This is a genomic window from Bradyrhizobium sp. CCBAU 53338, from assembly GCF_015291665.1.
In the GTDB taxonomy this organism is placed as follows: Bacteria; Pseudomonadota; Alphaproteobacteria; order Rhizobiales; family Xanthobacteraceae; genus Bradyrhizobium.
In genome coordinates this window covers 1941964-1967590 of sequence record NZ_CP030048.1, presented here as the reverse complement: position 1 = coordinate 1967590, position 25627 = coordinate 1941964, and the positions used below count along the sequence as shown (strand labels likewise).

Annotated in this window: 18 protein-coding genes and 1 pseudogene; 15 read left to right on the top strand and 4 right to left on the bottom strand. The window is 60.3% G+C overall.

Translation table 11 applies throughout. The annotated features are described in order from the left end of the window. Positions 1-298 precede the first annotated feature (298 nt). The 6 genes from XH90_RS09290 (at position 299) to XH90_RS09265 (ending at position 5015) form a co-directional block, all read left to right on the top strand. Positions 299-724 carry a recombinase family protein gene (locus tag XH90_RS09290; protein ID WP_194480660.1) on the top strand — a complete coding sequence of 142 codons (426 nt, stop codon included), beginning with the start codon at positions 299-301 and terminating at the stop codon, positions 722-724. Between the two features lie 60 nt (positions 725-784). After that, on the top strand, positions 785-1615 hold the full coding sequence (locus tag XH90_RS09285; RefSeq protein ID WP_194480659.1) for a hypothetical protein: 831 nt from the start codon (positions 785-787) through the stop codon (positions 1613-1615). Continuing rightward, positions 1612-2277, top strand: a complete 666-nt coding sequence (locus tag XH90_RS09280) for a hypothetical protein (protein ID WP_194480657.1) — start codon at positions 1612-1614, stop codon at positions 2275-2277. The genes XH90_RS09285 and XH90_RS09280 overlap by 4 nt, the downstream gene beginning before the upstream one ends. A gap of 100 nt (positions 2278-2377) precedes the next feature. Next, on the top strand, positions 2378-3115 hold the full coding sequence (locus XH90_RS09275; protein WP_194480655.1) for a hypothetical protein: 738 nt from the start codon (positions 2378-2380) through the stop codon (positions 3113-3115). A 90-nt stretch (positions 3116-3205) separates the two neighbouring features. Then, a complete protein-coding gene (locus XH90_RS09270; protein ID WP_194480653.1) occupies positions 3206-3760 on the top strand; it encodes a hypothetical protein in 555 nt (184 codons plus the stop codon). Between the two features lie 223 nt (positions 3761-3983). Continuing rightward, entirely contained in the window at positions 3984-5015 is a 1032-nt protein-coding gene (locus XH90_RS09265; protein ID WP_194480651.1) for a hypothetical protein, read from the top strand. Positions 5016-5111: 96 nt separating this feature from the next. Here XH90_RS09265 and XH90_RS09260 read toward each other — a convergent pair whose 3' ends face one another. Beyond that, positions 5112-6695 carry a hypothetical protein gene (locus XH90_RS09260; RefSeq protein WP_194480649.1) on the bottom strand — a complete coding sequence of 528 codons (1584 nt, stop codon included), beginning with the start codon at positions 6693-6695 and terminating at the stop codon, positions 5112-5114. A gap of 659 nt (positions 6696-7354) precedes the next feature. Between XH90_RS09260 and XH90_RS09255 the strand changes: the two genes are divergently transcribed. The 3 genes and pseudogenes from XH90_RS09255 to XH90_RS09245 all read left to right on the top strand — a co-directional run bounded on the left by XH90_RS09255 (position 7355) and on the right by XH90_RS09245 (position 11392). Next, positions 7355-8575, top strand: coding sequence for a hypothetical protein (locus XH90_RS09255; RefSeq protein ID WP_194480647.1), 1221 nt, complete (start codon positions 7355-7357; stop codon positions 8573-8575). A gap of 1193 nt (positions 8576-9768) precedes the next feature. Further along, a pseudogene (gene rpsE, locus XH90_RS09250) lies at positions 9769-10314 on the top strand (30S ribosomal protein S5); the annotation flags it as partial. Then, the gene (locus tag XH90_RS09245) at positions 10304-11392 is read left to right on the top strand and encodes a ComEC/Rec2 family competence protein (protein ID WP_194480645.1); all 1089 of its coding nucleotides are present in this window, start codon (positions 10304-10306) and stop codon (positions 11390-11392) included. The pseudogene rpsE and the gene XH90_RS09245, both read left to right, overlap by 11 nt. Positions 11393-11423: 31 nt before the next feature. On the opposite strand, the gene XH90_RS09240 is transcribed toward XH90_RS09245, so the two are convergent. Next, on the bottom strand, positions 11424-11825 hold the full coding sequence (locus XH90_RS09240) for a hypothetical protein (protein WP_194480643.1): 402 nt from the start codon (positions 11823-11825) through the stop codon (positions 11424-11426). Between the two features lie 1508 nt (positions 11826-13333). On the opposite strand from XH90_RS09240, the gene XH90_RS09235 reads away from it, so the two are divergent. The 5 genes from XH90_RS09235 to XH90_RS09215 all read left to right on the top strand — a co-directional run bounded on the left by XH90_RS09235 (position 13334) and on the right by XH90_RS09215 (position 19861). Beyond that, positions 13334-14299 (top strand): hypothetical protein, encoded by a 966-nt coding sequence (locus tag XH90_RS09235; RefSeq protein WP_194480641.1) that lies wholly within the window; start codon positions 13334-13336, stop codon positions 14297-14299. Between the two features lie 270 nt (positions 14300-14569). Further along, entirely contained in the window at positions 14570-16252 is a 1683-nt protein-coding gene (locus tag XH90_RS09230; RefSeq protein WP_246755741.1) for a serine protease, read from the top strand. Further along, positions 16234-17571 (top strand): MBL fold metallo-hydrolase, encoded by a 1338-nt coding sequence (locus tag XH90_RS09225; RefSeq protein ID WP_194480637.1) that lies wholly within the window; start codon positions 16234-16236, stop codon positions 17569-17571. The genes XH90_RS09230 and XH90_RS09225 overlap by 19 nt, the downstream gene beginning before the upstream one ends. A 74-nt stretch (positions 17572-17645) precedes the next feature. Next, positions 17646-18800 (top strand): patatin-like phospholipase family protein, encoded by a 1155-nt coding sequence (locus XH90_RS09220; RefSeq protein WP_194480635.1) that lies wholly within the window; start codon positions 17646-17648, stop codon positions 18798-18800. Between the two features lie 44 nt (positions 18801-18844). Further along, positions 18845-19861 (top strand): S1/P1 nuclease, encoded by a 1017-nt coding sequence (locus tag XH90_RS09215; RefSeq protein ID WP_194480633.1) that lies wholly within the window; start codon positions 18845-18847, stop codon positions 19859-19861. A gap of 86 nt (positions 19862-19947) precedes the next feature. Here XH90_RS09215 and XH90_RS09210 read toward each other — a convergent pair whose 3' ends face one another. Continuing rightward, entirely contained in the window at positions 19948-23277 is a 3330-nt protein-coding gene (locus tag XH90_RS09210) for a DEAD/DEAH box helicase (RefSeq protein ID WP_194480631.1), read from the bottom strand. Positions 23278-23353: 76 nt separating this feature from the next. Beyond that, positions 23354-24739, bottom strand: coding sequence for a hypothetical protein (locus XH90_RS09205; RefSeq protein WP_194480629.1), 1386 nt, complete (start codon positions 24737-24739; stop codon positions 23354-23356). Between the two features lie 604 nt (positions 24740-25343). On the opposite strand from XH90_RS09205, the gene XH90_RS09200 reads away from it, so the two are divergent. Then, positions 25344-25613, top strand: a complete 270-nt coding sequence (locus XH90_RS09200) for a hypothetical protein (protein WP_194480627.1) — start codon at positions 25344-25346, stop codon at positions 25611-25613. The last annotated feature ends 14 nt before the right edge of the window (positions 25614-25627 follow it).

Here is a 25627-nt window from a genome sequence, read left to right as displayed (position 1 = left end):
TCTCTTATGGTTCACCCGGTTTCGGGACTACCGATATCGTTAGTCCCGAAACTAGGTGAACCATTTCATGCTGCAAATGGACGGGAGTGGACATTAATGGACAAATGTATCGCCATGCGTCGCTCAGTGGACTCTGTCAAATCGCGTGGTGCTTGTCCACTCAGCGATGAGTTCGATGTCCGCTGTTCTGTCCGATGGACACGCATGCTGATGCAGTGGACATTGCGATGAACAGCTCAGCAAAAAAATTTGTTCAACCTCTCTCCACATCAATCGATTTCCGCCGAATCGATTTGAGTTGCGTTTTGTCATTCCCGCAGGTTTCAATCGTGAGCGAGAGAGGGAAATGACATTGAGCTACGACCCGCAGAACTCCTGCGCCATCTACGCGCGCGTCGCCCATGAGAGCACGGAGGAGATCGATCGCCAGGTGGCGGCTTGTGCATTTCGAGCTTCCGAGCTCGATCGCGAGGTTCACCACCTTTTCGTCGACAACGGAGCCTCCGGCATGGAGATCGGACCAAGCCTGCAGCGTCTTCTGGAGATGGCCCGGTTCGGTTCGTTCGGTCACCTGATCGTGCAGGATCAGGTTCGTCTCGCGAAATCGGTGGGACTGCGCATCTTCGTTTTGACCGATTTGGCGACGGCAGGAGTGAAGGTCGAAATGCTCTCGGAACGCACGTGGCCGTACGAGCCCAACGTGTTCACGCCCGGACTGCGCTAGGAGAGACCAGTGAACCAGAGCCCATCTCGCAATGATCGCGTCGCGCACGAATTCGGGCGCATGCTCGGCGTGCCGGCCTCGGCCGTGGGCGCGGCGCTGAAGGCGATCTCCACCAACAGCCCGGCCGCCGTCTTCCCTATGGCGGCTTCCGAGACAGCCCGGTTGATCTGCGCCTCTATCGCGGAGAGCCACGGGATGGGCGCTGATGCGGTGGCGGAGCTGGCGTCGATGGAATTCCAGTGCGAGGTCGGGCCGGAGGCCACGGGCGACAGCCGCTGGCATCCAAACCGGAGGGCTCCTAGCAAGGATTCGTTCGTCACCCAGTTGGCTGCCGTGCTGGAGTCGGCGGGAGCGCGTGACGACGATCGCACCGACGTCTCGCCCCCCATTCGGGCGGGGTTCACTTTGGGCTGGACGCCCGAGGGACAGGCGCTCGGCCTCATCCATTTCGATCGTCCCCAGCGGCGAGTGAGCTTCCTGTATGCGTCCGCAACCATGATCGACAAGATCGATGCCGGCATCAGGATCCGCGAGGTCGAGTTCGACTTCGGCATCCGGCTCGATGTCGAGCCGGTTCGCCTGCAACATCTCGCGCGGGTCATGAGGGACTTCGGCCGTTCGGAGGCGACCGACGACACCACGCCGATGACGGAAGGCTCGGTCAACGCCCCGGAGACCACGATGTGGCCGCAGGGCTGGGGCCTCTATACCAATTCCGATCAGGTCTGCATGATCGGCCGTATCGACGCCGACCGTCGCTTCGCGAGCGATGAAGAGGCGATCGCTCATGTCGAATCCTTGGCGGCGATGGGAGAGCCGACGCACGAGCGGACGATGCGCTTTCATCTGGCCCGCGAAGCCGATCTGAAATTCCCGTGGGCGGCGCCATGAAGATCGTCCTGATCGATTCCAACGCCCGTGCCGTGAGCTCCGAAGATCGGGAGGTCTCCGTCGGGAGCTTGACGCGTCTCCTCGGATCCAAGCCGGCGGTCACGGCGCGCCTCCCGAATGGCGACCGCTTGCTGACCGCGAAGGAACCCTGCGTCGACAACGGCTTTACGATCGGCCGCTCGCGGGTCGTGGTCGGCGCGGGCGTCGTGGTCGGCAAGCGAGACGCCGTCGGTGCGTACACGCCGCCGAAGACCAACGTCGACACGCTCACGAAGCTGGTTCGGTGGGTCGCACCGGACAACATGCCTCGCGAGTCGGAAGACGGCAGGACAATGGTCACTGCGATCCTCGTGGATCCGGAGACGCGCGATATCCGTCAGGTCAGTCTGCGCTCCGACGCCGGTTCGCTCGACGGCGCAGTCGGGGGCCGATGCCGGTTCATGATGAGGGTCACCACGGCCGACGCGGTCTTCGTGAAGGTCGGCATCGGTCCGCGCGCCGCCTGGCGAAAGGACGGGCTGGTGTTTCCCGGGCGGAGCCTCATCGTGGGGTGCAGCCGCTACGGCACGCTGGTCGACGTCGCGACGGATATCGCATCGCTCCGTGCGTCCGTCGAGTTCAAAAGCCCCGACGCCCCCGATTGGCTGCCGCCCTCTCGTTAGCAAGGATACAGCGGAGATCACGATGACTCCCGAGACGCGATATACCCTCTGGATCGAGAAGGAGGGCCTGGAGAACGACGACGTGGTGGTCGCCAGGGGCATGACGCGGGTCGAGGCCGCGAAGCTCATTTGCGAGTACGGAAACGCGAAGCCCTGCATTTACGACCGGCCCTACGTCACGTTCCGGAGCGTCGAGCTTCACCAGTACAGTTCCAAGTACCAGTTGCTCGTGACCATCGGCGCCACGGTGCCGCTGACCGAGGATCGGGATGCCGACCGGCGCCTCGCGATGGAGATGATCGACATCCAGATCTTCGAACGGCACAGCGAATTCTGGCCGGGCCGGGTTTCGACCGACGCCGACTTCGATGCCAGGGTTCAAAGGATCGCCGAAGCAAGGAACGTTCAAGCGATCGATCGTCAGATTACGACCGAGCTGATCGACGAGTTTCTGAAGCAAGGCTACAGCATCACGTGCTGCGTGCGGGAAGACGATCCTGCGTTCAAGAAATCCAAAGATCGGGACGGCATTCTCGAGCTCCTCATGGATCTGGAGATTGCCGAGCTCCGCCTTCACAGCAGAGGTGCGACGTCCTGGATCATGCTCGTCTTCGGCGAGTCCGGTTGGGATGTGGTCGCCGACTATTCCGAAGACCTCGAGGCGCTGATCGAGCCGATCGTGAGCCCCCACGCCCCCTGGAACAAGCCCGACGCCGGACCCCAAGATCGCGGCTATTCGGTGCTCGTCCTGCCGTCGCCCGCTGATCTCGAGAACGGCGATCCGGCTGCCGAGAAGGCATTCGAAGATTTCATTGGCCTGATAGGGCGGCTGCACTGAGGATCAGCTCGATGTCTGCGCACCCACGCCAGCGGCGGCCAGAGAGACGAGCACCTCCCGCGCCGACAGGCTATGGAAAGTCGGGGAAAATTGCTCGTTAAGGTTGAACTGTTATCCGATACGAGCGACCTCGGAAGCAACACGGAGCTTCAAATGAGAGTCAAAGCGAGCAAGCGCGCCCCCAACACCCGCAAGAAGGCTGGCACCAAAGTGATGCCAAGCCGCGGTGGGACGGCCCGCAGGACGGTCATGAAGGGACGGAAGTGCAAGCCGGCGAAGAAGCTGGCGTTCGATGCGTTCGCCGACGGTTATCTCGACGCCGCGATCTTTGCCGACCTGCCAGAAGGCTGCGACGGCTCTCTGGACATCTTTCCGGGTTGCTTCCCCCAAATCCTGAAAGATTGCCATCGCTTTCAGCGGCAGAACCGCCGCCTTCTCGACAGGATCTACAACGAACACGGCTATTCGGCCACGGCTGCGGGACAGGATTTCTGGTACTCGCGTCAGGGGCACGCCATCGGATTCGCCTACCGGGATTTGGGCGACGCAGGTGACCGGCTTCAGGAGGCGGCCAGCGAGTTCGGCTCGGTCGACGTCTTGCCGGGTACCGCGCCCGACGGTGAGGAGTACATCTTCATCGAATAAAAGGAAAGCAGCGAGCGAGCAAAACGCCGATCAACGTGCGAGCCCTTTGGAATTTAGGGCCTCAGCGCTTGCCCGAATTTGACGCGGTGGAAGTCACTCATATATGACGGCGCATCGCCGGTGATTGCGAAAGACGTGGCGACGACTTCGCTTTGACCTTGTCGCCCATCGGCGTTGGTTCGCCGCCACGATCCGACAAATCTGCTGTAGTGAGAGCCGTATCATGGGCGCAATTCTCGCCAAGGCTGAGTTGCCTTATCATGTCACTTACCTCCCTCCTCGCGCGCGGACCCGGACATGTCGCGTCCGGCTGTCGGCACAGGTTCAAGTCTCGATAGCGACCGGCTCACCTGATGAAGCGCCAGTCGCCTTCCGCATCAACCGGATCGATGGCGCTCGCTTCGGAGGGGCGCCTTGCGAAATCCGCGCTTTCGCTAAGAAGCTCTGGTGGCCGATCCTCGATGGAAACCATAAACCTTTGAGTGCAGTCGGTTTCCTTGATGGGCTGGAAGGCGGCAAATACGAAGCGATCCGGATACTGGATCCCTCACGTCTGTGGTACAGCGACCCCGGCAAGACCATCGAAGATCATTTCCGTGATCGAGTCGGCGACAGGATCGTGGAGAATGGCTTTGACGAATCCTTCGCCAAGCTTCAGGGCGGAGCGGCCGCCGTGATGATTTGCGACGACGCCCTGCATTTCGCCGGCGGAACGCCAGTCTTGTTCGGGCATTGTACGTACCCATTCGTCACACTCCAGGCTGGCACCCTCTCGAAAGAGCGTCCTTCGCGAGTGTTTGGATCCAGTTTGCAGCAGAGAGACGATGCGCTTCGCGAGGGTTATGTCTTCGATCTCCTGCACCACGATCGTGAAATCGAATTGATGAGATCGAGAGGCGTCCGTTTGGATGCGGTACACCAAGTCGAGTGTACCGGCACGGTAGCCCTAGGATGCGATGCGCTTCATCATTGCGCCGACGAGGCAGTTAGGCGACTGATTTTCTCGTCGGCTGAGATCTCGGCTGCGTACCGAAACGCCGTCTCTGACAAATTGTCAGATTTGATCCCTCTCGGAGACTGCCGCCATATCCTGGGCGAAGCCACCCGGCGCGTATGGCGCGATAGGTTCGGATGGAGACACGTAGAGCTGGCGCTTCAACGCGCGTCGCATATAGTAGCCCGTCTGGCGTTGCACGACGAGTTGAACCTCGCGCCCGAGGACGAGGAGGCTCTATCTTCATTAGCGGCGCGCTAGTTCCGTTGCTCGGACGAAACGTTGTAATCGCTCCGGCCTTCAGGTTGCCTCGGAACAGCGTGCGCGTGCGAGGGATATACAACGTACTGCAATCAGTCAGGTAGGAGGCGGCGCCGCCCGGGGCCTGGTGAGATAATCCAGGACGCGATCAAGCATGACCTGAATTTCATCGGCAGGCCGCTTCAGACCAAGCACGCGCAGCTTTTCGATCACCCTTTGAACGACCTTGAGCTTCCGGTCGTGGTCGAGAAAGAAGTCCAGAAAATCCCCTGTCTTCCCGGTGATCTCATAGATCGAATAGGCCGTGGCGCAGTACGTCACCAGGTCTTGCACATGCCCGAAATTCGGGAAGTTCGCGCCGCCGGGATCCCCAGGCACCAGCCGCCTCGCGAAGTCCGGCTCGAGAGAGTGCGTTCCGCTGATGATGAGATCGGTCTCCTCCTCCCCCACGATCTCGACCGAGTTTGGAGCCACGTCTTCCAACATCGCAAGGATCTGTCTGTCATCGATCATGTCGGCTACCTCCAAATGATATTTCATCCAACGACCGAACTCCCGTCCCTGATAGGTCAGGGGATACCATAGAGCGAGCGCGGCAAGGAACGCCGCCCCACCAATCGCATTCGCGTGCAGCAGCGAGAAGTCGTTCGCCCAAAACGGCGGAATGCACCAAAGAGCGATGAGAGCGCAGTTGAGATATACGTACCACCGCCAAGCATAGATCTGCCTTACCCATATCTTGTGACGATCGTCCCAGGTTTCGCCGGCGAGCATGGCTTCTCTTTCCCGGCGCAGACTTGCCAATCGGTGTGCGGCAGTCAGCTTCTCCTCTCGGGTGGGGAAGCTCGTTCGCCCCGAGAGGTCTTCGATGCTTCTCGCGAGGACTCCGACGGCCTCATGGGGGTTCTGCTTCCAAATGACCCAGGCGGCGTACGTGTCCGCATAGGCCTCGGCCTCCTTGGTCCGCCTGATCTTGCTCGATCCGAGGAAGAGCGCTGTCGCCAGAACGGTAGCGGCGCAAACGGCACCGGTCCAACTCAAGCCGACGAGCGCGGCGGCCAGCAAGACCGAACCTATCGCGCTCGAGACATGCACGATCGGCCAGATCCAAAGGCGCCCGCCATCGAGACTACCGTGCGAATACTCGTGATAGACGATGAAACGTTGCAATGGTTTCAGCTCGGAAACAGGCTTCTTCACGTTCAGGATTACGTAGGACGTCTCCCAGATGTTGAAGAAGCACTGAACTCGAAACGACCTGACCTCTGCGTCGAAATCGTAGACGGTCACCAGTATCGGCGCATCCTTGTCCCGGAAAGGAAAGTCGGAATGCGAATAGTTGAAAAAGAGCTGCAGCTCGTCGTCCGATACGACTTCGATGCGCCTGAAGCGCGACCGGCGGAGGGCAATGGTCTTCGTCAATTCCCTGACCGCTTTGCCGCCCTCCCAGTAGCCTATGATGTTGACGATGAATGCCAGTGTCGCCGCGGTCAAAGCAGCCAACAGCAGCAACCCCGTCAGCGTCAACCACCAAGCTCGCGAATGCCAACCGAAGACGAACGCAAGCATGACGACGAACTTCACCTCCAGGAAATCCGCGTCGATCAAAGCAAGAAAGAACTTGGCTGGCGCCGATTCCCTGGCAGCATGCACAAGCCTTGCGGTCGCGCTTTCCATCATCCGAACCGATTCCTGACCGACCCGGCATCTCGCCAGTCCCGCGAGTTTATCTAGTTTACTTCGGCAATTTCAAGTTGACGTGCCCCGACGGAGCAGAAGCTTCCAGCGAGCGAAGCCTTTCGAAGTCACTCGCGCTCGACAGGAATGGACACCGGCCAACACTTCAAACTGGTTCTGCTTCGAGACCGTTGGCTCGCCGTGAGCGGCCGGAGGTGGCCGATCGATCTACACCGCGCAGGCCCACTTCCTCGCCGGTGGCAGGCCGAAAGATGACGTGCAGATGAACACCGCGCCGCGTCGGGCTATGCGGATAAATCGGCCAACGTGACGACTCCTTTTAAGGCAGTGGGATCGGCGTGCCGCTTCGCTGTGCTTAACCCGCCCAAATCAGCGGCGCGGCAGGCCTGAAAACGAGCAGCGACAGCCTAGGGAATCCCCCGGGGCGGATCAATTTATAGTTGATTTATCGCTACTTACCGGTTGGGATGACTCCGAACCCTGAAGCCCGGCGAGGACGATATGTTGGCAACGCGGCTATCCACGGCAAAGTGCGGCCAACGGCGATCGATTCACCATCGAATCGGATTTTCCGTTATGGCCTTGCTGCGGAGCAATGTAGGGTTGCTGTCGGGTGATTCGGAAAACGGGAGACCAGGGGCATGGTCGAGCGGGCTTCCCGAGGGACAGCCGCCTCCGATGTGACGATGAAAGACGCCGCGATCCTTCTGGTCGCCGTCGAAGACACTCGTTCCCCTCCTCTCATTTCCAGTTTCGCTTTTATGCTCATCTCTCGCGCTCGATCCGGCGCCTGCCCCATCCACGTCCTCGTGGTTGTCGTCGGCAAGCATTCCGGCCCCCCTTTTCAGAACGTCCAAGCGTTCTGCAATGACATCATCCCGTTCTGGCTCGACAAGCCACATGACTTTACGCAGGGAATGTATGTCAGGTCGATACAGGTGCTGGCGTCGGAGCCGGCACAATCCATTAGCTACGTCGACGGCCAAACGAGACATGACGCACAGGAGCCGACGTTCGCGAACGTCGCCGCAGCGTTCACGGCTTGGACTGACCGCATCGTCAAGGAAGGCGGAGCCGGCATCCTGCATTGGATGGGGCACGGCGCCTGCCGCATGCAGGAAGGTCCGATCCAGCTTCTGTTCACGCAAGCGCCTGAGGACGACGCTCCGGCTGAGGGCATAAACTGGCACGCCACGATCAACGACATCAACGGGCTGACAGGCGGTCATCCGATGTTCTGCTTCATCGACAGCTGCAGAACGGACCGGGATGCGCATCACCAATTCTCTTCGGCCTTCCACAAGGCGCACCGGCCGGCGATCCGCAATGCGACTGTGGTCTTCAGCGCTTCGATCACCCAATCAAGTTTTTGGGACAACGATATCCACTTGAACGACCGTCCAGCCATGGCCAAATTCCGGGGAGGACCCCTGGGAACGAGGGCCTTCCTCGAGTGCCTCGCAGGGACCGGAGCCGAGTTGTTCATCAAGGGAGATCCATTTCACGACGTTACGGCAGCCAAAATTGCCGAAGGCGCGGGTGCGCTCTTCCGGCGCTGGGCCAGGCATCTGGGCCCGTCCGTCAAGAAGGGATGGAATAACGTGGCCGACGTCGATGCCGGTGGCATGCACGAACCGCTTCTGAGAACTCCAAAGCCTGCGACGGTTCTTGACGTGCTCGCCGGCACCACGGGCAGCGGTTGCTCGGTGAAACTTCTCCCGAACGGTCCGATAACGAACGGCGACAGAGGCCCGAAGGGTTACGAGCTGCATGTCGAGCGTGGCGATTACGAATTCCAAGTGCATGGCAAGGCGTTCAAGAAGTCCATCGTCCGGGCTCATCATGAGGTGCCGGTTCCATGAAGACGGAAGTTTCTGAGCTGCTCGATATCCCCCGACCACCTCTTTTTCTGGATACGGTTGGCGTGGATGGAAAGATGCACAAGTGCATCGTAGAAATGGGGGAAGATGCTCCGCCATGGATCGACGCCAAGGCCGAAGCCCATGTCGCTGCACCGAACGGTGCTTCGGGTTACGGTACGGTCGCCGTCGGCGACAAGACCAAATTCTACGAGGCCTGCAGCGCAATCCTTGGGGATGAGGCGGACTGGACAAATTCCCTTCCAGGGGAGGCTAACCGAAAGATTTGGTGGAAGCTTTGGTTCGACGATAAGCCCGCGGACGATGGAAGCGGGTTGCTGCTCGGCAGGATGTTCAAGTTCGATCTTCCTGAAAACGTCAAACAGGCTCATCTGGAGCTCTCCAATCCAAACGGGCCTCGTCTCTTCGCGCGGATCGATTTCGCTCTTTCTCTCTACGTCGATCTGCTCCAGGGAAAGAACGGGTCCTTCCTCTGTCCGCGCATACTCACAAACTACGGTCTTCCCGCCGCCTTCTGGGGTTTCCGTAGGGCGCACATGCACGATGCCGCAGAGCAGGCAGCGCGCAAAATCGTGATGCATCTCGAGAGCGACAAAAACTCTTTGGTAGACCGGTATGTGGCGGCCGCCCACTCTATCCTGCTCTTCCCCCGGCTTGCAGACGGTCATCTGGAAACCGTCTTCTCGGGGCTGAAGTCTATTTCGAAGGAAGTTTCGGACGCCGGCATATGCATGGCGCTTCTCGCTCTCATGTATCCTTCACTAAAGATCGAGGACGCCACCGACCTCGCTGCAGGCGCCATCTCTGCCGCAAATGTCAACCCGCCGCGATACGGCTGCACTATGGAATTGCTCGATCGTTATATCGAAGCCATGGCAGAATCGCTCAAGGATAGGAAATATCCCTCGGACGAAGCGATAAAGCAGATGATAGCTCGCATTCGGGCAAGCTTCGGACGAGGCGATACCAGCGTGATAAGGGGAACGTCTCCGTACACACCTGACGAAAAGGCCATCGGGGAAAGCGGCTCAAAAAAAAAGCCTGATCTGATCCTCGATCACATCGCTTCGCGCCTTGCGCGCCCTGCGGCGAGCCAACCGACCGCCGATGCAAAGACCGAAGCGCCTGCGGAGCGCAAGTCTCCGCCACCCGCGCCACCTCGCCGCTCCCCCCGCAGACCTCACAAGGAACGAGACGAACGCGACTCCGAATTCGTCGACAAACTCGTACACATCAATCGCGTCGCCAAAACCGTGAAGGGCGGGAAGCGGTTCGGCTTCGCGGCTCTCGTCGTGATCGGCGATCAGAAGGGCCGTGCAGGCTTCGGGCACGGCAAGGCACGCGAGGTGCCGGAGGCGATCCGAAAGGCTACCGAGGCGGCCAAGCACAACCTGACCCGGGTCGCCCTTCGGGAGGGCCGCACGCTGCATCACGACATCGCCGGAAGGCACGGGGCCGGCCGCGTCTATCTGCGTGCCGCCCCGGCCGGCACCGGCATCATCGCCGGCGGCCCCATGCGCGCCGTCTTCGAGACGCTCGGCGTCCAGGATGTCGTCGCCAAATCCATCGGGTCGTCGAACCCCTACAACATGGTGCGCGCCACCTTCGACGCCCTCAAGCACCAGGATTCGCCGCGCTCGGTCGCGGCGCGACGCAACATCAAGGTATCGACGCTGCAGGCGCGTCGCAGGCCGGACGAGGAGGAAGCGGTTGCCGAGTGAGGCCACCACACCGAAGTCCGTGACCGAAGTCGTGGTCTTCGACGCCCAGGACGGGGACTGCATCCTCATCCGCTGCATCGGCGAGAAGCCATTCAACATCCTCATCGACGCGGGGCGACGCGGCACCGAGCAAGCCGTCGAAGCCTACTTCAGAACGTTGAAGCCGACGGAAAGGTCGATCGACCTGTTCGTCGTCACTCACATCGATTCCGACCATCTTGCCGGCGCCATCGGTGTCGCCGAAAGCGCTTTCCTATCGCCGCTGGTGAAGGAGGTCTGGTTCAACGGGCCCCAGCATCTATCGGGAAACTCCGCCGACGTCACGGAAATGTCGGTCGCGGAAGCTTTTCGCTTCTGCCAGGCCATCCGAGCAAGGGGATGGTCGTGGAACGGCTTATTCAAGGAGGGCCCGGTCTTGAGAGGCGCCAGCGTGAGCCCGGTTTCCGGCCTATCGCTAGACGTCGTCTCGCCAGGCCTAAAACAGCTCGCGAAGCTCGGCGAGCACTGGGAAAAAGAGCTGCGCCGAATAAAAAATCGGACGGTCAAGCAGGTCGTCGAGATGGGCCAGGGTGAGCTCGATGTTGCCGAACTGGCGAAGGCGTCCTATCGCCGGGACACCAGCGTGGTGAACGCATCGAGCATCGCACTGCTCGCGCGGCATGGAGATCACCGGATCCTGATGACCGCCGATTGCCCTGCGGAGCTGCTCCTGAAGGGACTGCCCTCTCCGGTCGAGGTAGACGTCTGCAAATTTCCTCACCATGGATCGGGCGGCAACTTCAGCCACGAACTGGCCGGTCGCATCAAGGCGGCGTGCTGGATCGTGAGCGCGAACGGCACCAATTCGCATCCGGAGCCCGCCTCTATCGCCCGCATGCTTGTCGCGGCTCAAGAGCGTGCGCAGGGAGGCGCGACGGTCTTGTTCAACAACTCGCACCCCGAAGCGACATTATGGAAAGATCCGTCGGTCGAGCGTCGCTACTTTCTCATCACCGGATACCGCGATCCCTGTTCACCTTGGTTGACCCTGTCGTTGCAAGACGGAGAACTGGATGTTCGGGATGCGGCGCCGAGTTGATGGGTCCGGAAATGCGTCGCCCGCCCGATTATCAGCGCCGCCAAAGGACTAGAGGAATTTTCACCAAGGCCTTGTTTTCGAGCAGACACAGATCGCAATGATTCATAGCCCATTCGAAATCCGGTGAGTCGGGATACGGCCTTCCGCTTTGTTCGAACCAATCTCGGCCGAAGCTCGGCTTATCGATGTCGGCCTCCAATCTTTCGATTGTCTTGATGACGCGTTTGGCCTGTACGCTGTGAAGCGGTGAGGTGCCGGCAGTCGACAATGTCGCGCCCACGACCGATCCGCCTTCGCTCGTGGGATAGAACGTCGTGTAACCTCGTCGCTGGATCTGGTTCTGCTCGCTTATCGCCGGTTTCCGACGAGGCACCATAATGCCTTTCAGCTCGTAGGATGTTCCCACCCGCGACTCCGCGACGGCTCGGGCCAAGGACCCGTCGTCGAAACTTTTGTGGTCGCCTACCATCAGGAAGAAGGCGTCCGCCCGGGAGAAGCTGGACGTAAAGCAGCCGTTCCGAGCCGGAGCGGCTCAGATGTAAATGATGCATCTCGAACGCGTTCAAGGCGTAATCCTTGTCCGCCCATTCCACGCCACGAGACCGCCTTCCCTCCTGCTTGGCGCTCACGTACCCGAATTTGTGGACCTTGTCGGAGAGGAATGGCGTCAGATCGTTTCCGGCTTCGATCTCCGCGGCCAACCCCTCGACGGCTTCCCAGCAGGAGAGCGCCGATCCGTGCCGGGAAATTCCTTCCCAAGTCACGGCCCGACGCGGGCGCGGGGAAATGATACGATCGGCCCAATTGAAGTATCGAACAAGGAGATCTGGACGTCGCATCGCGAGGAGCTCTGCACGTGCGTCCTCAGACTAACAGGGAATTAAGGCGGCCAACTTGTCGTAAAATCTCCGCAGCCGCGGGTTTTCAGTATGACCCGACATAAACGATCCCATAAGGCTTTCGTCTGCCTACCGTGGCGCCGCCGGTCGCGCAGAGCAGGGAATTCTGGCTACCGCATTGCCGCCTATGGTCCTTACCTTTGTAAAGCTGCACGCCCGCGGAGTGGATCGACTGTCCATACTCCAGAGCTGGGATTGCAGCATCATCTTCTACCGACGCGCGGGGGAGCGGAAGCCAATGAACGTCGGCGCGTCGGTGCAGGCCCGGCCATAGTCAGGAAGCGAGCCGCGCATTCCTTCTTGAGTGCGTCGAGCGCCCCACCCGCGCGGTCTGGAGCACGAACAACCTCTGCGCAGCTCAGGAGGTGATCCAATATCGGTCGTCCTCCACGACAAGGCACCGGCACTTGCCCGCACACACTCCGTACCCGCTCTTCGGCTTTCGCGAGCGCGGCTTGCCTTCCTCCGAGAAAGGCTATCTTACCGACGGCTCCGTGCGCGTTTAAGCGCTGTACGCCGACCAAGGTGTCGAGACCGAATTCTTCGCTTACGATATCGCGGACGGCTTCGACGAACTCTCGAGCGATCGCAAGCCGAAGACGATTGCCTCGCATGGGCGTGCCAGGCGTGCGTCGACCCCTTGCTGAGCCGAGACGACCATACTCCACTTCCAGGACCGACATGTCCAATTCAAGAAGCAACTCGGCCTTCACTCAAATCTCCTGCTCGATCGCAATTTTTCCTAGGACGGCCAAACAGGGAAGCCGACCAAAGCGGAAGACCAACAATAACTCAATGCTCCTGAGATCCCAACCTCTCGACTTTCCGAACTGGTCGGCCTCCGGCAAAAGGCTGCCGTCATCTCGTTGCAACGTTTCCCTAGGCATTTCCCTAGTCTCATCGTCTAAGACCTTGTGGAATAATCCGTCGTCCGAGTTCTACGGGGAAAGGCAATCTGGTGCGTCATCTCGGATTGATCGGTTCGTTGGTCGCGGCGCTCCTGTCGCTACAGTCCCTTCCCGGATGCACGCGCGCGGAACTCGTGAGCAAATCCGACGCCTACGATGCCGCCATTTGGGATGCGAACAACAAGCAGATATTGCTGAACGCGGTCCGAGCGAGCCAGCGCGCGCCGATGTCGTTCGTCGGGTTCGGCGAAATGGTCGCCAGCCCCTCGTTCTCTGGTACTGCCGGCAGTTCCTTCAACTTCACGCCTTCCGGCCTTGCCTCGTATGCGCTCAATCCGTCGGTTTCGTACAACGGAGGCTTTTCGACCTACTCGATCAGCAACAACAACACCAAGGATTTCGTCCAGCGCATCCATGATCCCATGGATCCCAGGATCAAACAGTATTTCGAAGACCACAAATGGCCGAAGGAGATCGTCAATCTTCTGATGATCGAGTCCCTGCAGTTCACACCGGCGCAATTCGCCCAGCTGCTTCGAGCCAGGGACAATGCCTGCTCAAGACCGACGTCTGGCCGGGTCGACGAGATCTGCGACCAGTTGAGGAAGGACGCCGACGCCTACAGGGAACGCGGATGTCCGCCCCGGGGCGGCACTTCCTTCCTCAACTCCGCCCGGGAATTCTGCTCGATGAACCGCTTTCAGACGGTCCTGCGCACCCTTCGGCTCGTCAACGCTCCACTGCCCCCGCACACCCGCAGGACGCTGGAGGGCCTTTTCTACTATCTGGGCGAACTCATCGCGGCTCAAAACTATTCCGCTCAGCCCTACGTCCCCGAAGTCCTGATGGAGGGCCCGGATGGCATCCACAGGACGATCAGATTGTTCGTGGTCGAGCGTGGGAATCCGGGACCAGGAATCGCCGCCGTACATGTCAATCTGAACGGCGAGGACTTCTTCATTCCCAAGCCGAGGGTCGGAGCGATCGACGAAGAGCGATCCATGCAGGTGCTCGATCTCGTCTCCATTGCCCTAACGATGGTTACGACCAAGGACAGTCTTCCGAAAGCCAACACTCTGAGCTTGATCGCGGTGAGATAATGCGCATCGAACATACGACCTCAGGCCGATCCGCGGGTTATCCCACGTCCGTTTGTTTCGTGAGCCTGTCCGGGCCCACGAGTTCTATTACTCGCAGTATCCGGTGATGCGATGACCGAGAAAAGAATGGTTTCGCTTACGAAGGCCACGCTTCTCAAGCTCTATGCGGCGCGGCGCTACCTGGACAGCACCGTTCAGAAGGATCTCGATCTGAGAATCCCTTTCGAGGTCTATTTCCAGGACCCGCTTTTCGCGAAGAACAATCCTGGTATGGCCTTCGACGAGGCGCTTGTGCCTTGGGAGCCGGGCCTATCGCCGGGCCCGACAAGCGCGCGCTTCGCCGTCGTGGACTTCAATGCCGACACCGGATCGCTGGTGCCGCCTTCGACCTGGAACGAAGAGACGAAACGATTCGATGATTCCGATGGAAACCCGATCACACAACGGTCGTTCGGCGACCAGCACGCCCTGCAGGCCCATCAGGTGCACGTCTGGGCCGTGTTGCAGCGTGCCCTCGACTTCTTCGAAAGCGGTTTCGGTCTGGGGCGAAGGATCTCGTGGGGCTTCGAAGGAAATCGACTGATCGTCGTACCTCACGCAGGTTACGGCAAGAACGCGTTCTACGACCGGGAAAGCAAGTCCCTTCAATTCTACTATTTCGACGATGGCGCCGACACGGTTTATACCTGTCTTTCGGCCGACATCATCAACCACGAGTTCGCGCATGCGGTCCTCGACGGCGTGCGGCCCTACCTGATCGAGGCGATACGGCCCGAAACCGCCGCCTTCCACGAATTCATGGGGGACTTGACGGCTATCCTGATCGCCTTCCGCAACAACGACTTTCGGCAATACATCGCGAAGAATTCACTCGGGGACTTGAGCACGGATACGGCCCTAAACAGGCTTGCGGAGCAGTTCGGTACCGCGGTCAGCGGCCGCCCCTATCTAAGGACCGCCCGGAACGACCAGACGATGTCGAAGCTGAAGGACGAGCAACGGCCTCATCTGCTGTCAGAAGTCCTGACGGGGGCGATGTTCGACATCATCATCAGACTCTCGCGCTACTACATCGACGAACGGAAGCTGTCTCTCCTGACGGCGTTCTGGGACACGATCCAGCGGATGCAGCAGATGGCCGTCCAGCCGCTCGACCTGCTGCCACCGGTCGACGTGACCTTCAAGGACTATGCGCTTGCCGTCTTGAGGATGGAGCAGATAGCCAATCCGTCCGATCCGGACGGCTATCGGGACATGATGATCGATGTGTTCCGCAAGCGCGAAATCTTCGACGACGACGACATCGCGACACTGAACGAGCCTCGCCAAGTGTTCGAACGGCTCACGTTGGACGTCTATCACGACGTGGAGCAATTGGCCTCTTCACGTGCCGAGGCATATAGGTTCCTGGACGACAATCGGGACCGCTTGTTCATTCCGCGCAATGCGGACGTCGTCGTCTCCGACCTCTACAAGGCGCGGAAGCTCACGCGTCAGGCGCGCCGCTTGCCGGAGCAGGTCATCATCCAATACGTCTGGCGCGAGGACGTCGAACTGAGCGGATCCGAGTTCGGACGCTTCGAGGGGCGACCGGCGAGCCTCCTCTGCGGCGGCACGCTCGCGCTCGATCGGGATGGAAACGTGCTCGCGTGGTCGCGCAAGCCCGGCACCGGTTTCGAAGGTAGCGGCCAGCGGAAGGGCGATGACAAGATCGAACGCGAGCTGGGCCTGAAGCGGCTGGCGGAGTTCAAGAAGTCGGTTGCCGACAGGGTGAAGGCAGGTCGCATCGGCAGCGTACCCGGCGGAGCCAAGGGGTTGCTGGCCACGAAGACCCCTCCTTTCATCTCTCGGGAAACCGACGGCGCCTTGAGATTCGAGCTCTCTCCGCACTTCGGAATTCATGACGACGCCGAGGACGATATGGGTGAACGCCAATGGCAGATAAGTTCCTGATACGCGCTTACAACGTCGAGCTGGGAGACTGCATCTACTGCCGCATCCCGGATGCACGGGTCGCTCAGGCGGGCGACCGCGATTTCCACATGCTCATCGACTGCGGATCGTGGGGGTCGTTCGCCGCTCTGAAGGCGGCCATCGAGCACCTCAAGGAGGATTTGCCAGATGCCGGCCACGGGAAGAAGCGCCTCGACCTGCTGGTCGTGACCCACGAGCACAAGGATCACATCGCGGGTTTCGATGCGGACCTGTTTTCAGGTCTCGCGATTGGCGACATCTGGATGAGCACGGCGATGAACCGCGATCATCCGCAATCGCAGAAGACATTCGCACTGCAGGATTTCGCCAAGCGGGCGATGCGCGGCCTCGCCGAACTCAACCTCGATCAAAGTCCTGAAATCCGGGACCTGATCGATGTCTACGCGGTCTCGAACGACGACGCGATCGAAACTCTGCAAAAGACCCTGCCCGAAGCGAACGGGATAGCGCCGAAATATGTCCATGCCGGAGACACGGCCGCCTCCCTCGGAGTACAGCTAAGAGACACGACCATCACCGTTCTTGGCCCCGAAGATGATATCGACGGCTACTACCTCGGTGAAGACCCCGACAGCTCCCTGCGCGGTCTTGAAGAAACCGGTGCGCCTTTTCGTGTCCACGCCACCGGCGAAGCGGTGGAGATCCCAACGAACATCGGGCTTGCCGACTTTCGACGGCTGCAATCCAGGATGATGTCCAACGCGCTCGCATTCGCCGACGAGGCGGGAAGCGTCGTGAACAACACGAGCGTGGTGCTGCTCATCGAATGGAGGGGGAAACGTCTGCTTTTCGTCGGCGACGCGGAATGGGATGCGCGCTTCAAGGAAGGAAAGAAGAACGCATCCTGGAACGTGATGTGGCATCTGCACAAGGACAAGCTGCAGGGCCCTTTGGACTTCCTGAAGATCGGACATCATGGGAGCGTAAACGCCACGCCATGGAACGATGCGGAGGACGGTAGAGAGACCGAGCCGTCGACGATCCTCGAAGCCATCCTGCCTACTCAACGGGCGCACGCAGCCAAAGCGATCGCATCGACCTTGCGGAAGAACTACCAGTCGATTCCCAGCTCGGCGCTTCTCGTGGAGATCGGAAAACGCGTTCAGAACTCCAAGCTCTACGAGGACGCACTGACCGCGGAAGGCGTGAAGCTGAAGGACCTGCCCTTTTTTGCCGCGCGGGAAAAGCGATGGCTCGGCGAAAAGCAGCCGTTGAGGACGGATTTCGAAGCGCTTCTCGCGCCGGATATCTTCGTCGAGGTAGAGATCGGCGAATGATCCGGTCTTCTTACGCTGCTGACACTGCCGCGCGCGCGGCAACGAATTCGCAACGATCATAGTGGGAGCACGACATGTCTCTGGACCAATTCATCGACCAACCTCCCGGCCAGCCGGAGGAGGGTATCGGCCTGGCACTGTCAGGCGGAGGATACCGCGCGATGGTCTTCCACGTCGGCGCGTTGATCCGCCTCAACGAGGTCGCGCTGCTGCGCAAGATCAAGCGGATATCGAGCGTCTCCGGCGGCTCGATCACCGCTGGCGCCCTTGGCACCAGTTGGAAGGACCTGAAGTTCACCGACGACGTTGCGACCAACCTCGACATCTTCGTCGAGCGGGTCAGAACGATGGCAGGGAGCACGATCGATGCCGGCGCCATTATCGGAGGAATCCTATTCCCGGGGTCGATCAGCGACCGCGTGGCCAAGGCATACGATAAGAATCTTTTCCATGGCGCCAAGCTCGCGGATCTTCCGGACGACTCACAGCCCGGGAATCCCTGCTTTGTGATCAACGCCACGAACATTCAAACGGCGGCACTTTGGCGCTTCTCGCGAAACTATATGGGCGACTACCGGGTCGGCCTGGTCGAGAAGCCCGATGTCTCGCTCGCGGCCGCCGTAGCGGCTTCGTCCGCGTTTCCCCCGATTCTCTCGCCCTCCGAACTCGACATCGAGCAGCCGGTCGTGAACACGCCCGGTGCCGACCTTCACAGAGAGCCCTTCACGAAGACCGCGATCCTGAGCGACGGCGGCGTGTACGACAATCTGGGTCTCGAGACGATCTCGAAGCGGTACCAGACCCTTCTGGTGAGCGACGCGGGTCAGAAGATCGCTCCGGAGGAGGATCCGCATCGCGATTGGGCCAGGCATTCCTTGAGGATTCTCGACACGGTCGACAATCAGGTGAGGAGCCTGCGCAAGCGCCACCTGATCGATTCCTATATCCGCAAGGATCACAGCGGCACCTACTGGGGTATCCGCACCTCCTTCACGGATTACGGACTGAAGGATGATCCGCTGCACTGCTCGACACGCAATCCGATCCCGCTTGCCGAAGTTCCCACGCGACTGGAATCCATGCCGGAGAGTCTGCAGAACCGTCTCATGAATTGGGGATACGCCGTTTGCGATGCCGCACTCCGGTCGCACCTCGATCCGGCGCTGCAGGCCAAGCTCGGCGTGAAGATCGACCCGCCAAAGCAATTCCCCTTCGACGGCGGCTATTGACGCCGTTTTCGCGGCAACCGAGATCTGATCCAGGAGATTGAATCATGTCCAGACGGGCCGCTACGCTCGCCTTTGTGCTTTGCTTGCTGCTGCCGCAATCGGCGTTTGCGTGGGGACCCGACGGGCACAGACTCGTGGGCTCGATCGCCGATCAGTTGCTCAACCCGCGTGCCAAACAACACGTCAGAACGCTACTGGGTGTCGACCTGCGCGAAGCAGGACCTTGGCTGGACTGCGTGAAGAGCGTGCACCGGCAGACCGACGGCAGTCTGGCGTACATCGTGGACTCCCGATACGAGCCGCCCTGCACGCCCTTCGCGAACGATCGCGCGGCGATGGTCGACTACGCCGGCCGGAACTGGATCGACTGCGTCTATCCGGAAGGAGCAAGTGCCACCGCGAATTTGGGCTGCCATAACACCTACCACTTCGACGATGTCGCCGTGCAGCGAGATCGCTTCGACCGGAATTACGCCGGCACGAACGACCACGATCTGGTCGCTGCGATCAATGCCGCGATTGCCGTGCTGCTCGACAGACCGGCGCCGCCGCCGTTCGACATCAAGAACAAAAAGGAAGCTCTGTTCATGCTCGCCCATCTGGTCGGCGACTTGGCGCAGCCGCTGCATGTCGCGGCGCCCTATCTGGGTCCCGACGGAAGCCTCGTGGATCCGGACGTCACTCACACTATCGATCCGAACACCGAAACCGCCGGCGGCAACTGGATTCACGATGGAAGCCAGGCATTCCATCACGAGTGGGACGATACGCCCTCGGACCTGGGCGATACCGCACCGCAAACGTTGGTCGATGCCGCGAAGCAAGTGCCGGCCGATACCGATCGCATCGAAAACTGGTCCGCCATCTGGGCGACCGACACCGTCTTGGTGGCAAAGGAAGCCATGGCGGACACGTCTTTCGCGAAGACAGGCCCCAGGAAGTGGACGATCTCGTTCGCCGATCGCCCCGCCTATCTCCGAAAAGCGGACGGCATTAAGAGACAACAGCTCGCCAAGGCCGGTGCCCGCCTGGCGGAGATCGTGAACAAAGTCTGGCCGTAGGAAGGCCTGCTAACCGTGTGAGTTAATCATTGATCTACGGAGATATGTTTGAGCCGGCGAACGTTGAATGTGACCTTGCGCCCGGCCTATTCGCTACAAATGACTCGCGCGTCGACCCCGATTGTCTGTTTCAGAAACACCAGCCCGGCTCCCAAGACCAGGCGCTGGTCCTCGGACATGCGCGAGCGGCTTACGCCCGGCTGCACGATGACGATATCGAAGTCGATCGGCTTGATGCGGGTTGATTTGGCGATCGCAGCCAAGGTCGTCAGGCTGCCCGTCAGGAACCGCGAGCGGCTTCCCGCGCCGGATCCCTTGAGCTTCAGGCGGGCCAGCAGATGCCTGTGCAGCCGGTCGAAGTTGCCGCGCCAGATCGCACTCCTGACGGCCTGGGAGGTCACTTCGACGACGTCTTTGACGCGGGTGCCTTCTGTTGCTCCACCGGAGAATTTACAGTGGGTCAGCACGATTCTGACGCTTTCCTCTTCCTCCTTGAGGCAGACCAGGTCGGCGGCCTCACCCGCATCGTCGTCGTTGAAGACTACCTCGAAGCCTTCATCCCGATAGTGGGCCGCCACATACGCCTGGACCGATTTCGGCCTCTCGACGCCTTTTTTCCAGATCGACTCCACCGTGATATCAACCTTGTCCTTGGGCCATTTCCACGACTCGAGGCTGCGGTCGTCCAGCTTTATCGTCGCTGGGTTGCTCTGTTCGTATAGGAGATCGCCCTCCAATTCTTTTAGGCTCACATACCGGACGAGCAGTGGGTAATTGTAGAGATAGTCGGTCAGCGCCATGGTCAGCCGCCCCGACTTGAAACTAACCCCAGGGGCTCCTTCGAACCGGTATCCCTTGCTGGCGTCCAATTTCAGGGACACTTGCTCGTCGAGCTCGCCGGATGACGAAATCAGCCTGAAGGCCAGCTTGGTCGCCGTCGAATTCTCCTCGTCAAATGACCACTCGCAGAAGGCCGTAGCGACCTCTTGGTCGCCCTTCACGACGAAGATGCGTTCGTCCGAGGTCTTGAGCAACTCGGGCGGCCACTCGACGGAGAGCACCTGTTCTTCGGGGAACTTGTCCTTGACCTCGACGGGAATGAGCACGTTATCGATGATCTTCGAGGCATCGATGGTCTCGTCGATCAGCTTCCGCCCCACCGGTCTGCACCAGCGCACCAAGTGCGGAATCGACCCCTGCGCCTTCGACCAGACGCGGCCTTTGGCGGAGCACCCAGGGTGAACGACCGAGCCGTACTCCCATCCCCGACCGTCGAGGTTGGATTTGGTCGCATCCTTGGTATCCACCGCCGTCAACGCTTCTTTCACGTCGGCGCCCGTGTACATGGCGAAGCTCATGTTGCGGCGACCATGTTTCCGGACGCCGATGTTGCTGAAGATCAGCCGATTGATGCCTCCGAGCGACCGGAAGACGGTCTCGCCCTGGATCCGACTGTCCGCGCCGACCGCTTTGGCCAGTTCGTCGTGCGTTGACGCCTTGTCGGACGAGTTGATGTGCAGGAGCCCAGCCTCGGCATCGTGATAGAGCACGAAAAGATGCCATTCTCGGTCTTCAACGACCCGACCTTTCGCCCATCGGACGGCGTCCTGTCTACGCGACACAAAGAACAGCAGATTAGCGCTCGGGTTGAGCCACGCGTTGTGCACGATGACCGAGCTGGAAATCCCTTTTTGGAAGCTCTTCGGGGTGAACTTCGTACACCTGAAGACGATAGTGCTGAACTTGGGGCGCAGCAGATTTTTCGAGATCTTGATCTCGTCGACGCCGGAGTCGTCGACGAGCGTGTCGGAGTTTCTCAGAAACTCCACCAGCTCAGCGTGTTCTTTGGCCGCTTCCGAACTTCGCTCGCTGAGCAGGACGTTCCAATCGGCGTTCTCGGTATAGAGCTTCTCCAATCTCTGCGAGACCTTGGGGTCAGCGATATTGGCCACGACAGTCGCGTCCCCGATGGCGACTGCCGACGTGCGCGTAAACCGCCCGGTGAACTGGAGCAGGATCGGCAGACTTTTGTGCAGATCGTGCAGAGCGGCGATCTTCAATTCGGGCAGGTCGAACCCTTCGCCCAGCATGTTGACGCAGATGACGATTTTGCTTTCGCCGGCGCGCATACGGGCGATAGCGGCTTCGATGACCGAATCCTCCATGTCCGAATGGACGACGAGAGCGTCGAATTCCGGTGCCAAGCGATCGTAAATCGCCTTGATCTTTGCGCCTCGGTCGATGAGCCGGCACCTGGCCATCAGCAAATGACGCAGGCCTGCCCGCAAATCCGTCCGTAGAACGCGGACAGCCTCTCGCGCTATCGCCTCGTCAGCATCCGCCTGGTCGAGCTCGAAGACCGGAAGAAATGTGATTTTTTTGAAGTATCGGTCGCGCTGCGCCGCAGCCAGCGAGTAGTTGAAGATCACACGGCCATCGACGAGCTTCCGATCCAGCCGGAACGGAGTGGCCGTAAACTGCACGATCCGATGTGCCGTGAAATGAGATCGGAATTCGCTCCAGGTATCCGAGGGAATGTGGTGGGCCTCGTCCACGAACAGAGACGCGAAAATAGCTGCGATGCCAGGACGGAACGGGGCCACGCCCGGGGCGCCAAGCGATGCCATGACCGCGATCACGACGTTGCAGCCGCGAAGCATCTCGAAATCTTCTTCGCAGTTCGGTTCCTTGGTGATGACGCCCACGATCGGGTTCGGGATTGCCCTATCGACGAGGCCGAGATCGCGCAACAATCCCAGCTTCCTGAACTTTCCGAACGTCTGGTTGCGAAGCGCCCGGGACGGCACGACGACTAGGGTTGGACCTCGGCGATAGTTCACGACGGTGCCCAGCATCGTCTCAGTCTTGCCGGTCCCCGTCGGCATGACCACCGTGGCGACTTCGTTGGGGAAGATGCTCCAATGGGCGCCGATCGCGTGCAGCGCACCGATCTGGGGCGGCCTCAGTCCTTCGTTGCCCGGAGCAACTTCTCCTGATGAATCGGCTTCCTCCATGCGGAAGCGAAACTTGTCTTTCCATGCCGCCTCGATTTCGGCAGCAACCGCGCCAGCATCGGCTTTGACACGGGCTTCGAAGTCATCGACCAGTGAGTGCCATTGCCATTGGTGCCCCTCGTCGGTCCGCTCCAGGACGCCGGTGATGCCCGCCGGAATGGAGCGAAGCTTGCGGTCGACCACCGTGATGCGGTCCCCCGTTCCAAGATGCCAGACGGGAAAGCGCGTCCGGCCATAGGCAAGCTCAGAGGTGATCCGGACAACATCGACCGACTGGCTTTCGCGCAGCAGACAGACTTGCCGCCCCAAACGAAATTTTCTGACGAACTCGATTTCGGGTAAAACGATCGAGCGAGGAAGTGCCGCAGCGGCTTCGTCGTTCGATCCTAGTATCGCGTCCATGCAGCGCAATCTCCGCCGATCCTTGGAAGATAGCTATTTGTGCCCTTCGAGGGATGAAAAATACGTGCAGCGCCTTTTACAGCTTACCGGTGAGACTGACCTTCCAAATATCCTGTTTCCGTCCAGTCTCTTCCGAGCGCCCTTTCGTATAGCTCGTACTGAGGCCGATATAGCCTTGTTCGTCGAGGTTGACGGTCAACGACGTGTTGAAATAGCCGTAGCTGCGACCGTCAAAAGAGGAGGTCAGCCAGCTTGCCGTGGTCTGACCGTGGAGGGTCGAGAGAAACCCGATGTTTTTGATGGCATCGGGAAGCACGCCCGCAATGCCCGTGTACTTCAGAAAGACCTGGGCGCCTCCGCGCGTCAGGTATTGCTTTCGGCCCGTGAGATCGTCTGTCAGCACGTTGTCGTATCTGATCTTCAACTCCGGTGCGAAGATGAACGTGATCGGCAGCGTGCCGATGTTGAACGGCGAATTGAGCACGCCATCGATGATCGGAATCCATTCGAATACACTCGACCCACTCGACGAGCCCGCGACGCGATCTTCGACTCCCGCCCCTCTGAGCCGGAAGTAGTTCGCACCCGGCCCGACGTCGAAGCCTATCTCCGCCGAACCTCCGAAGGAGATCTCGTCCACGTTGTTGACGGCCGCCTTGGGACTGCTGTTGCTGATCCTGTCGACCTGCACGAAAGGCGCGACGCTCAAGCCGATGAAATTGAAGCTGTCGTCTTTCGGGTAACGATCGTGCAGGTACTGAAAGACGACCGCACCCATTGCATGCGCGGTCCACGTCTTGTTCTGGGCGATGCGGTCGTCGGCATAGGAAAATTGCGCGCCTTCGGCGTCGGCGATATCCGAAACACCCTTTCGCTTGTCGAACAGCCAAACGTCGGAGAAGCTGCTCCGCAGCATCGGATAGATCGTCGTGATGTACTCGGGCGGGGTTGGCGGCGGCACGGGTCGCTCAACGGCCATCGGCGCCGCCGGAGCGGCAAGGACGGCGGGCGCGATCGCCGCGGCCTTTTCTGTTTTCGCCTTGCGGGCGCCGGGATTGGGATTGCCTCGGCACTTCTGGAAGGCCGGGTCCTGCATCAGGATTGCGATCGACCCCGACGATCCGTTCTTGGCAACGAATTCGTCGAGACAATCCGCTCTGGAAGTCGAGGACACCGCCGCCAAGATCGGGAGGGACAGGCAAATGGTCCATCTCCAAGTGCCGCTATTCGACATAACCCTCACCCCCTCGGCTTCGCAACCTTCTTTGCCGCCTTCTTGGCTTTCGCGGCGTTGCCCGGCGTCGCGGCCGGCTTTTTCTTCGCCACGTCCGCAGCGCCAGCGAAGAGGCGGAGCATCGACGTGCGCGAAGCCGCTCGCTCGGGAGGCCGCGTTTGCGTGTTGAACATCAGATCGATCAGATTCGGATCGTCGGAGTTCGGCACAGGTCCAATAGTGACGCATGCCAGAAACTCGGAGGGCGTAAACCAGCCGGTGAACCATTTGGCGCGGTTGAGCGCCTTGCCCCACTCGCGCAGCGACTCCGCGTTGGGAAATCCGAGGGCCGAGATCTTCAGTTTGTTGGGAAAGTTTCCGTTTCGCCCGGGAAACCGCCTCGTCATATCCGCAACAAGATTTGCCCTGACGTCTGCTTTGCTCAGCCACATTGCCCGCCCCCATGCACCTTGCGGCGGCCGTCTCCGCCGCATCCCATTCGAATAAGGGCCCAGCCGCTCTTGGCCGGCAAGCTCGGGAACCTCCTAGGCATCCGGCACACCGAGGGCGCCGGGCTCTCTGCCCCCTCTGGCCGCCCGAGGAGCGCCTATTTGCTCCTGCCGCCTCCGATCCCGCGCCCGACGCGCGAATTGCGGGGGCAGGAGGCAGACGCGATTATCGCCTTAAGGACTCCAGAATGTCCTCCGCGGCGGCGCAAGGAAGATTCCGCTGGATGGTAGCCCGCCGGAACAGGTGGACAAGCCGCAGCCTCGGCAATTCGGAATCGCTGCTCTGTGTTAATCGCCCGGAGCGAGCGACGGGCGGAAGGATTCGTCCGGGCAGGAGCGATCTCATGCTGATGACAAAGGAAAGACGGCTGGCGATCCGGACGCTGCGCGGCTGGGCAATTTCGGTGCTGTTGGGCGCCGGAGCCATTCGCGAGTGCGAGGAACACGGCTGGATGCAGGACCGGGCCGATCCGCACGCCCGAGACCGTGCCCTGGATATCGCACGACGGGATCCGCCCTCTGGACTGTCTCCGAACCAAGCCGTCGGCGAGATCCAGGACGTACTGGACGCGATCGGCGACACCTGTCCCGACTGCCCGCCTGGCTGCGTCTAGCCGCGCTCATCTTG

Coding starts and splice junctions, on each gene's coding strand:
- XH90_RS09285 (WP_194480659.1), top strand. CDS start 785: ATGCTCGGCGTGCCGGCCTCGGCCGTGGGCGCGGCGCTGAAGGCGATC.
- XH90_RS09280 (WP_194480657.1), top strand. CDS start 1,612: ATGAAGATCGTCCTGATCGATTCCAACGCCCGTGCCGTGAGCTCCGAA.
- XH90_RS09275 (WP_194480655.1), top strand. CDS start 2,378: ATGACGCGGGTCGAGGCCGCGAAGCTCATTTGCGAGTACGGAAACGCG.
- XH90_RS09265 (WP_194480651.1), top strand. CDS start 3,984: ATGGGCGCAATTCTCGCCAAGGCTGAGTTGCCTTATCATGTCACTTAC.
- XH90_RS09260 (WP_194480649.1), bottom strand. CDS start 6,695: ATGATGGAAAGCGCGACCGCAAGGCTTGTGCATGCTGCCAGGGAATCG.
- XH90_RS09255 (WP_194480647.1), top strand. CDS start 7,355: ATGGTCGAGCGGGCTTCCCGAGGGACAGCCGCCTCCGATGTGACGATG.
- XH90_RS09230 (WP_246755741.1), top strand. CDS start 14,570: ATGGCCTTCGACGAGGCGCTTGTGCCTTGGGAGCCGGGCCTATCGCCG.
- XH90_RS09225 (WP_194480637.1), top strand. CDS start 16,234: ATGGCAGATAAGTTCCTGATACGCGCTTACAACGTCGAGCTGGGAGAC.
- XH90_RS09220 (WP_194480635.1), top strand. CDS start 17,646: ATGTCTCTGGACCAATTCATCGACCAACCTCCCGGCCAGCCGGAGGAG.
- XH90_RS09215 (WP_194480633.1), top strand. CDS start 18,845: ATGTCCAGACGGGCCGCTACGCTCGCCTTTGTGCTTTGCTTGCTGCTG.
- XH90_RS09210 (WP_194480631.1), bottom strand. CDS start 23,277: ATGGACGCGATACTAGGATCGAACGACGAAGCCGCTGCGGCACTTCCT.
- XH90_RS09205 (WP_194480629.1), bottom strand. CDS start 24,739: ATGCGTCACTATTGGACCTGTGCCGAACTCCGACGATCCGAATCTGAT.
- XH90_RS09200 (WP_194480627.1), top strand. CDS start 25,344: ATGCTGATGACAAAGGAAAGACGGCTGGCGATCCGGACGCTGCGCGGC.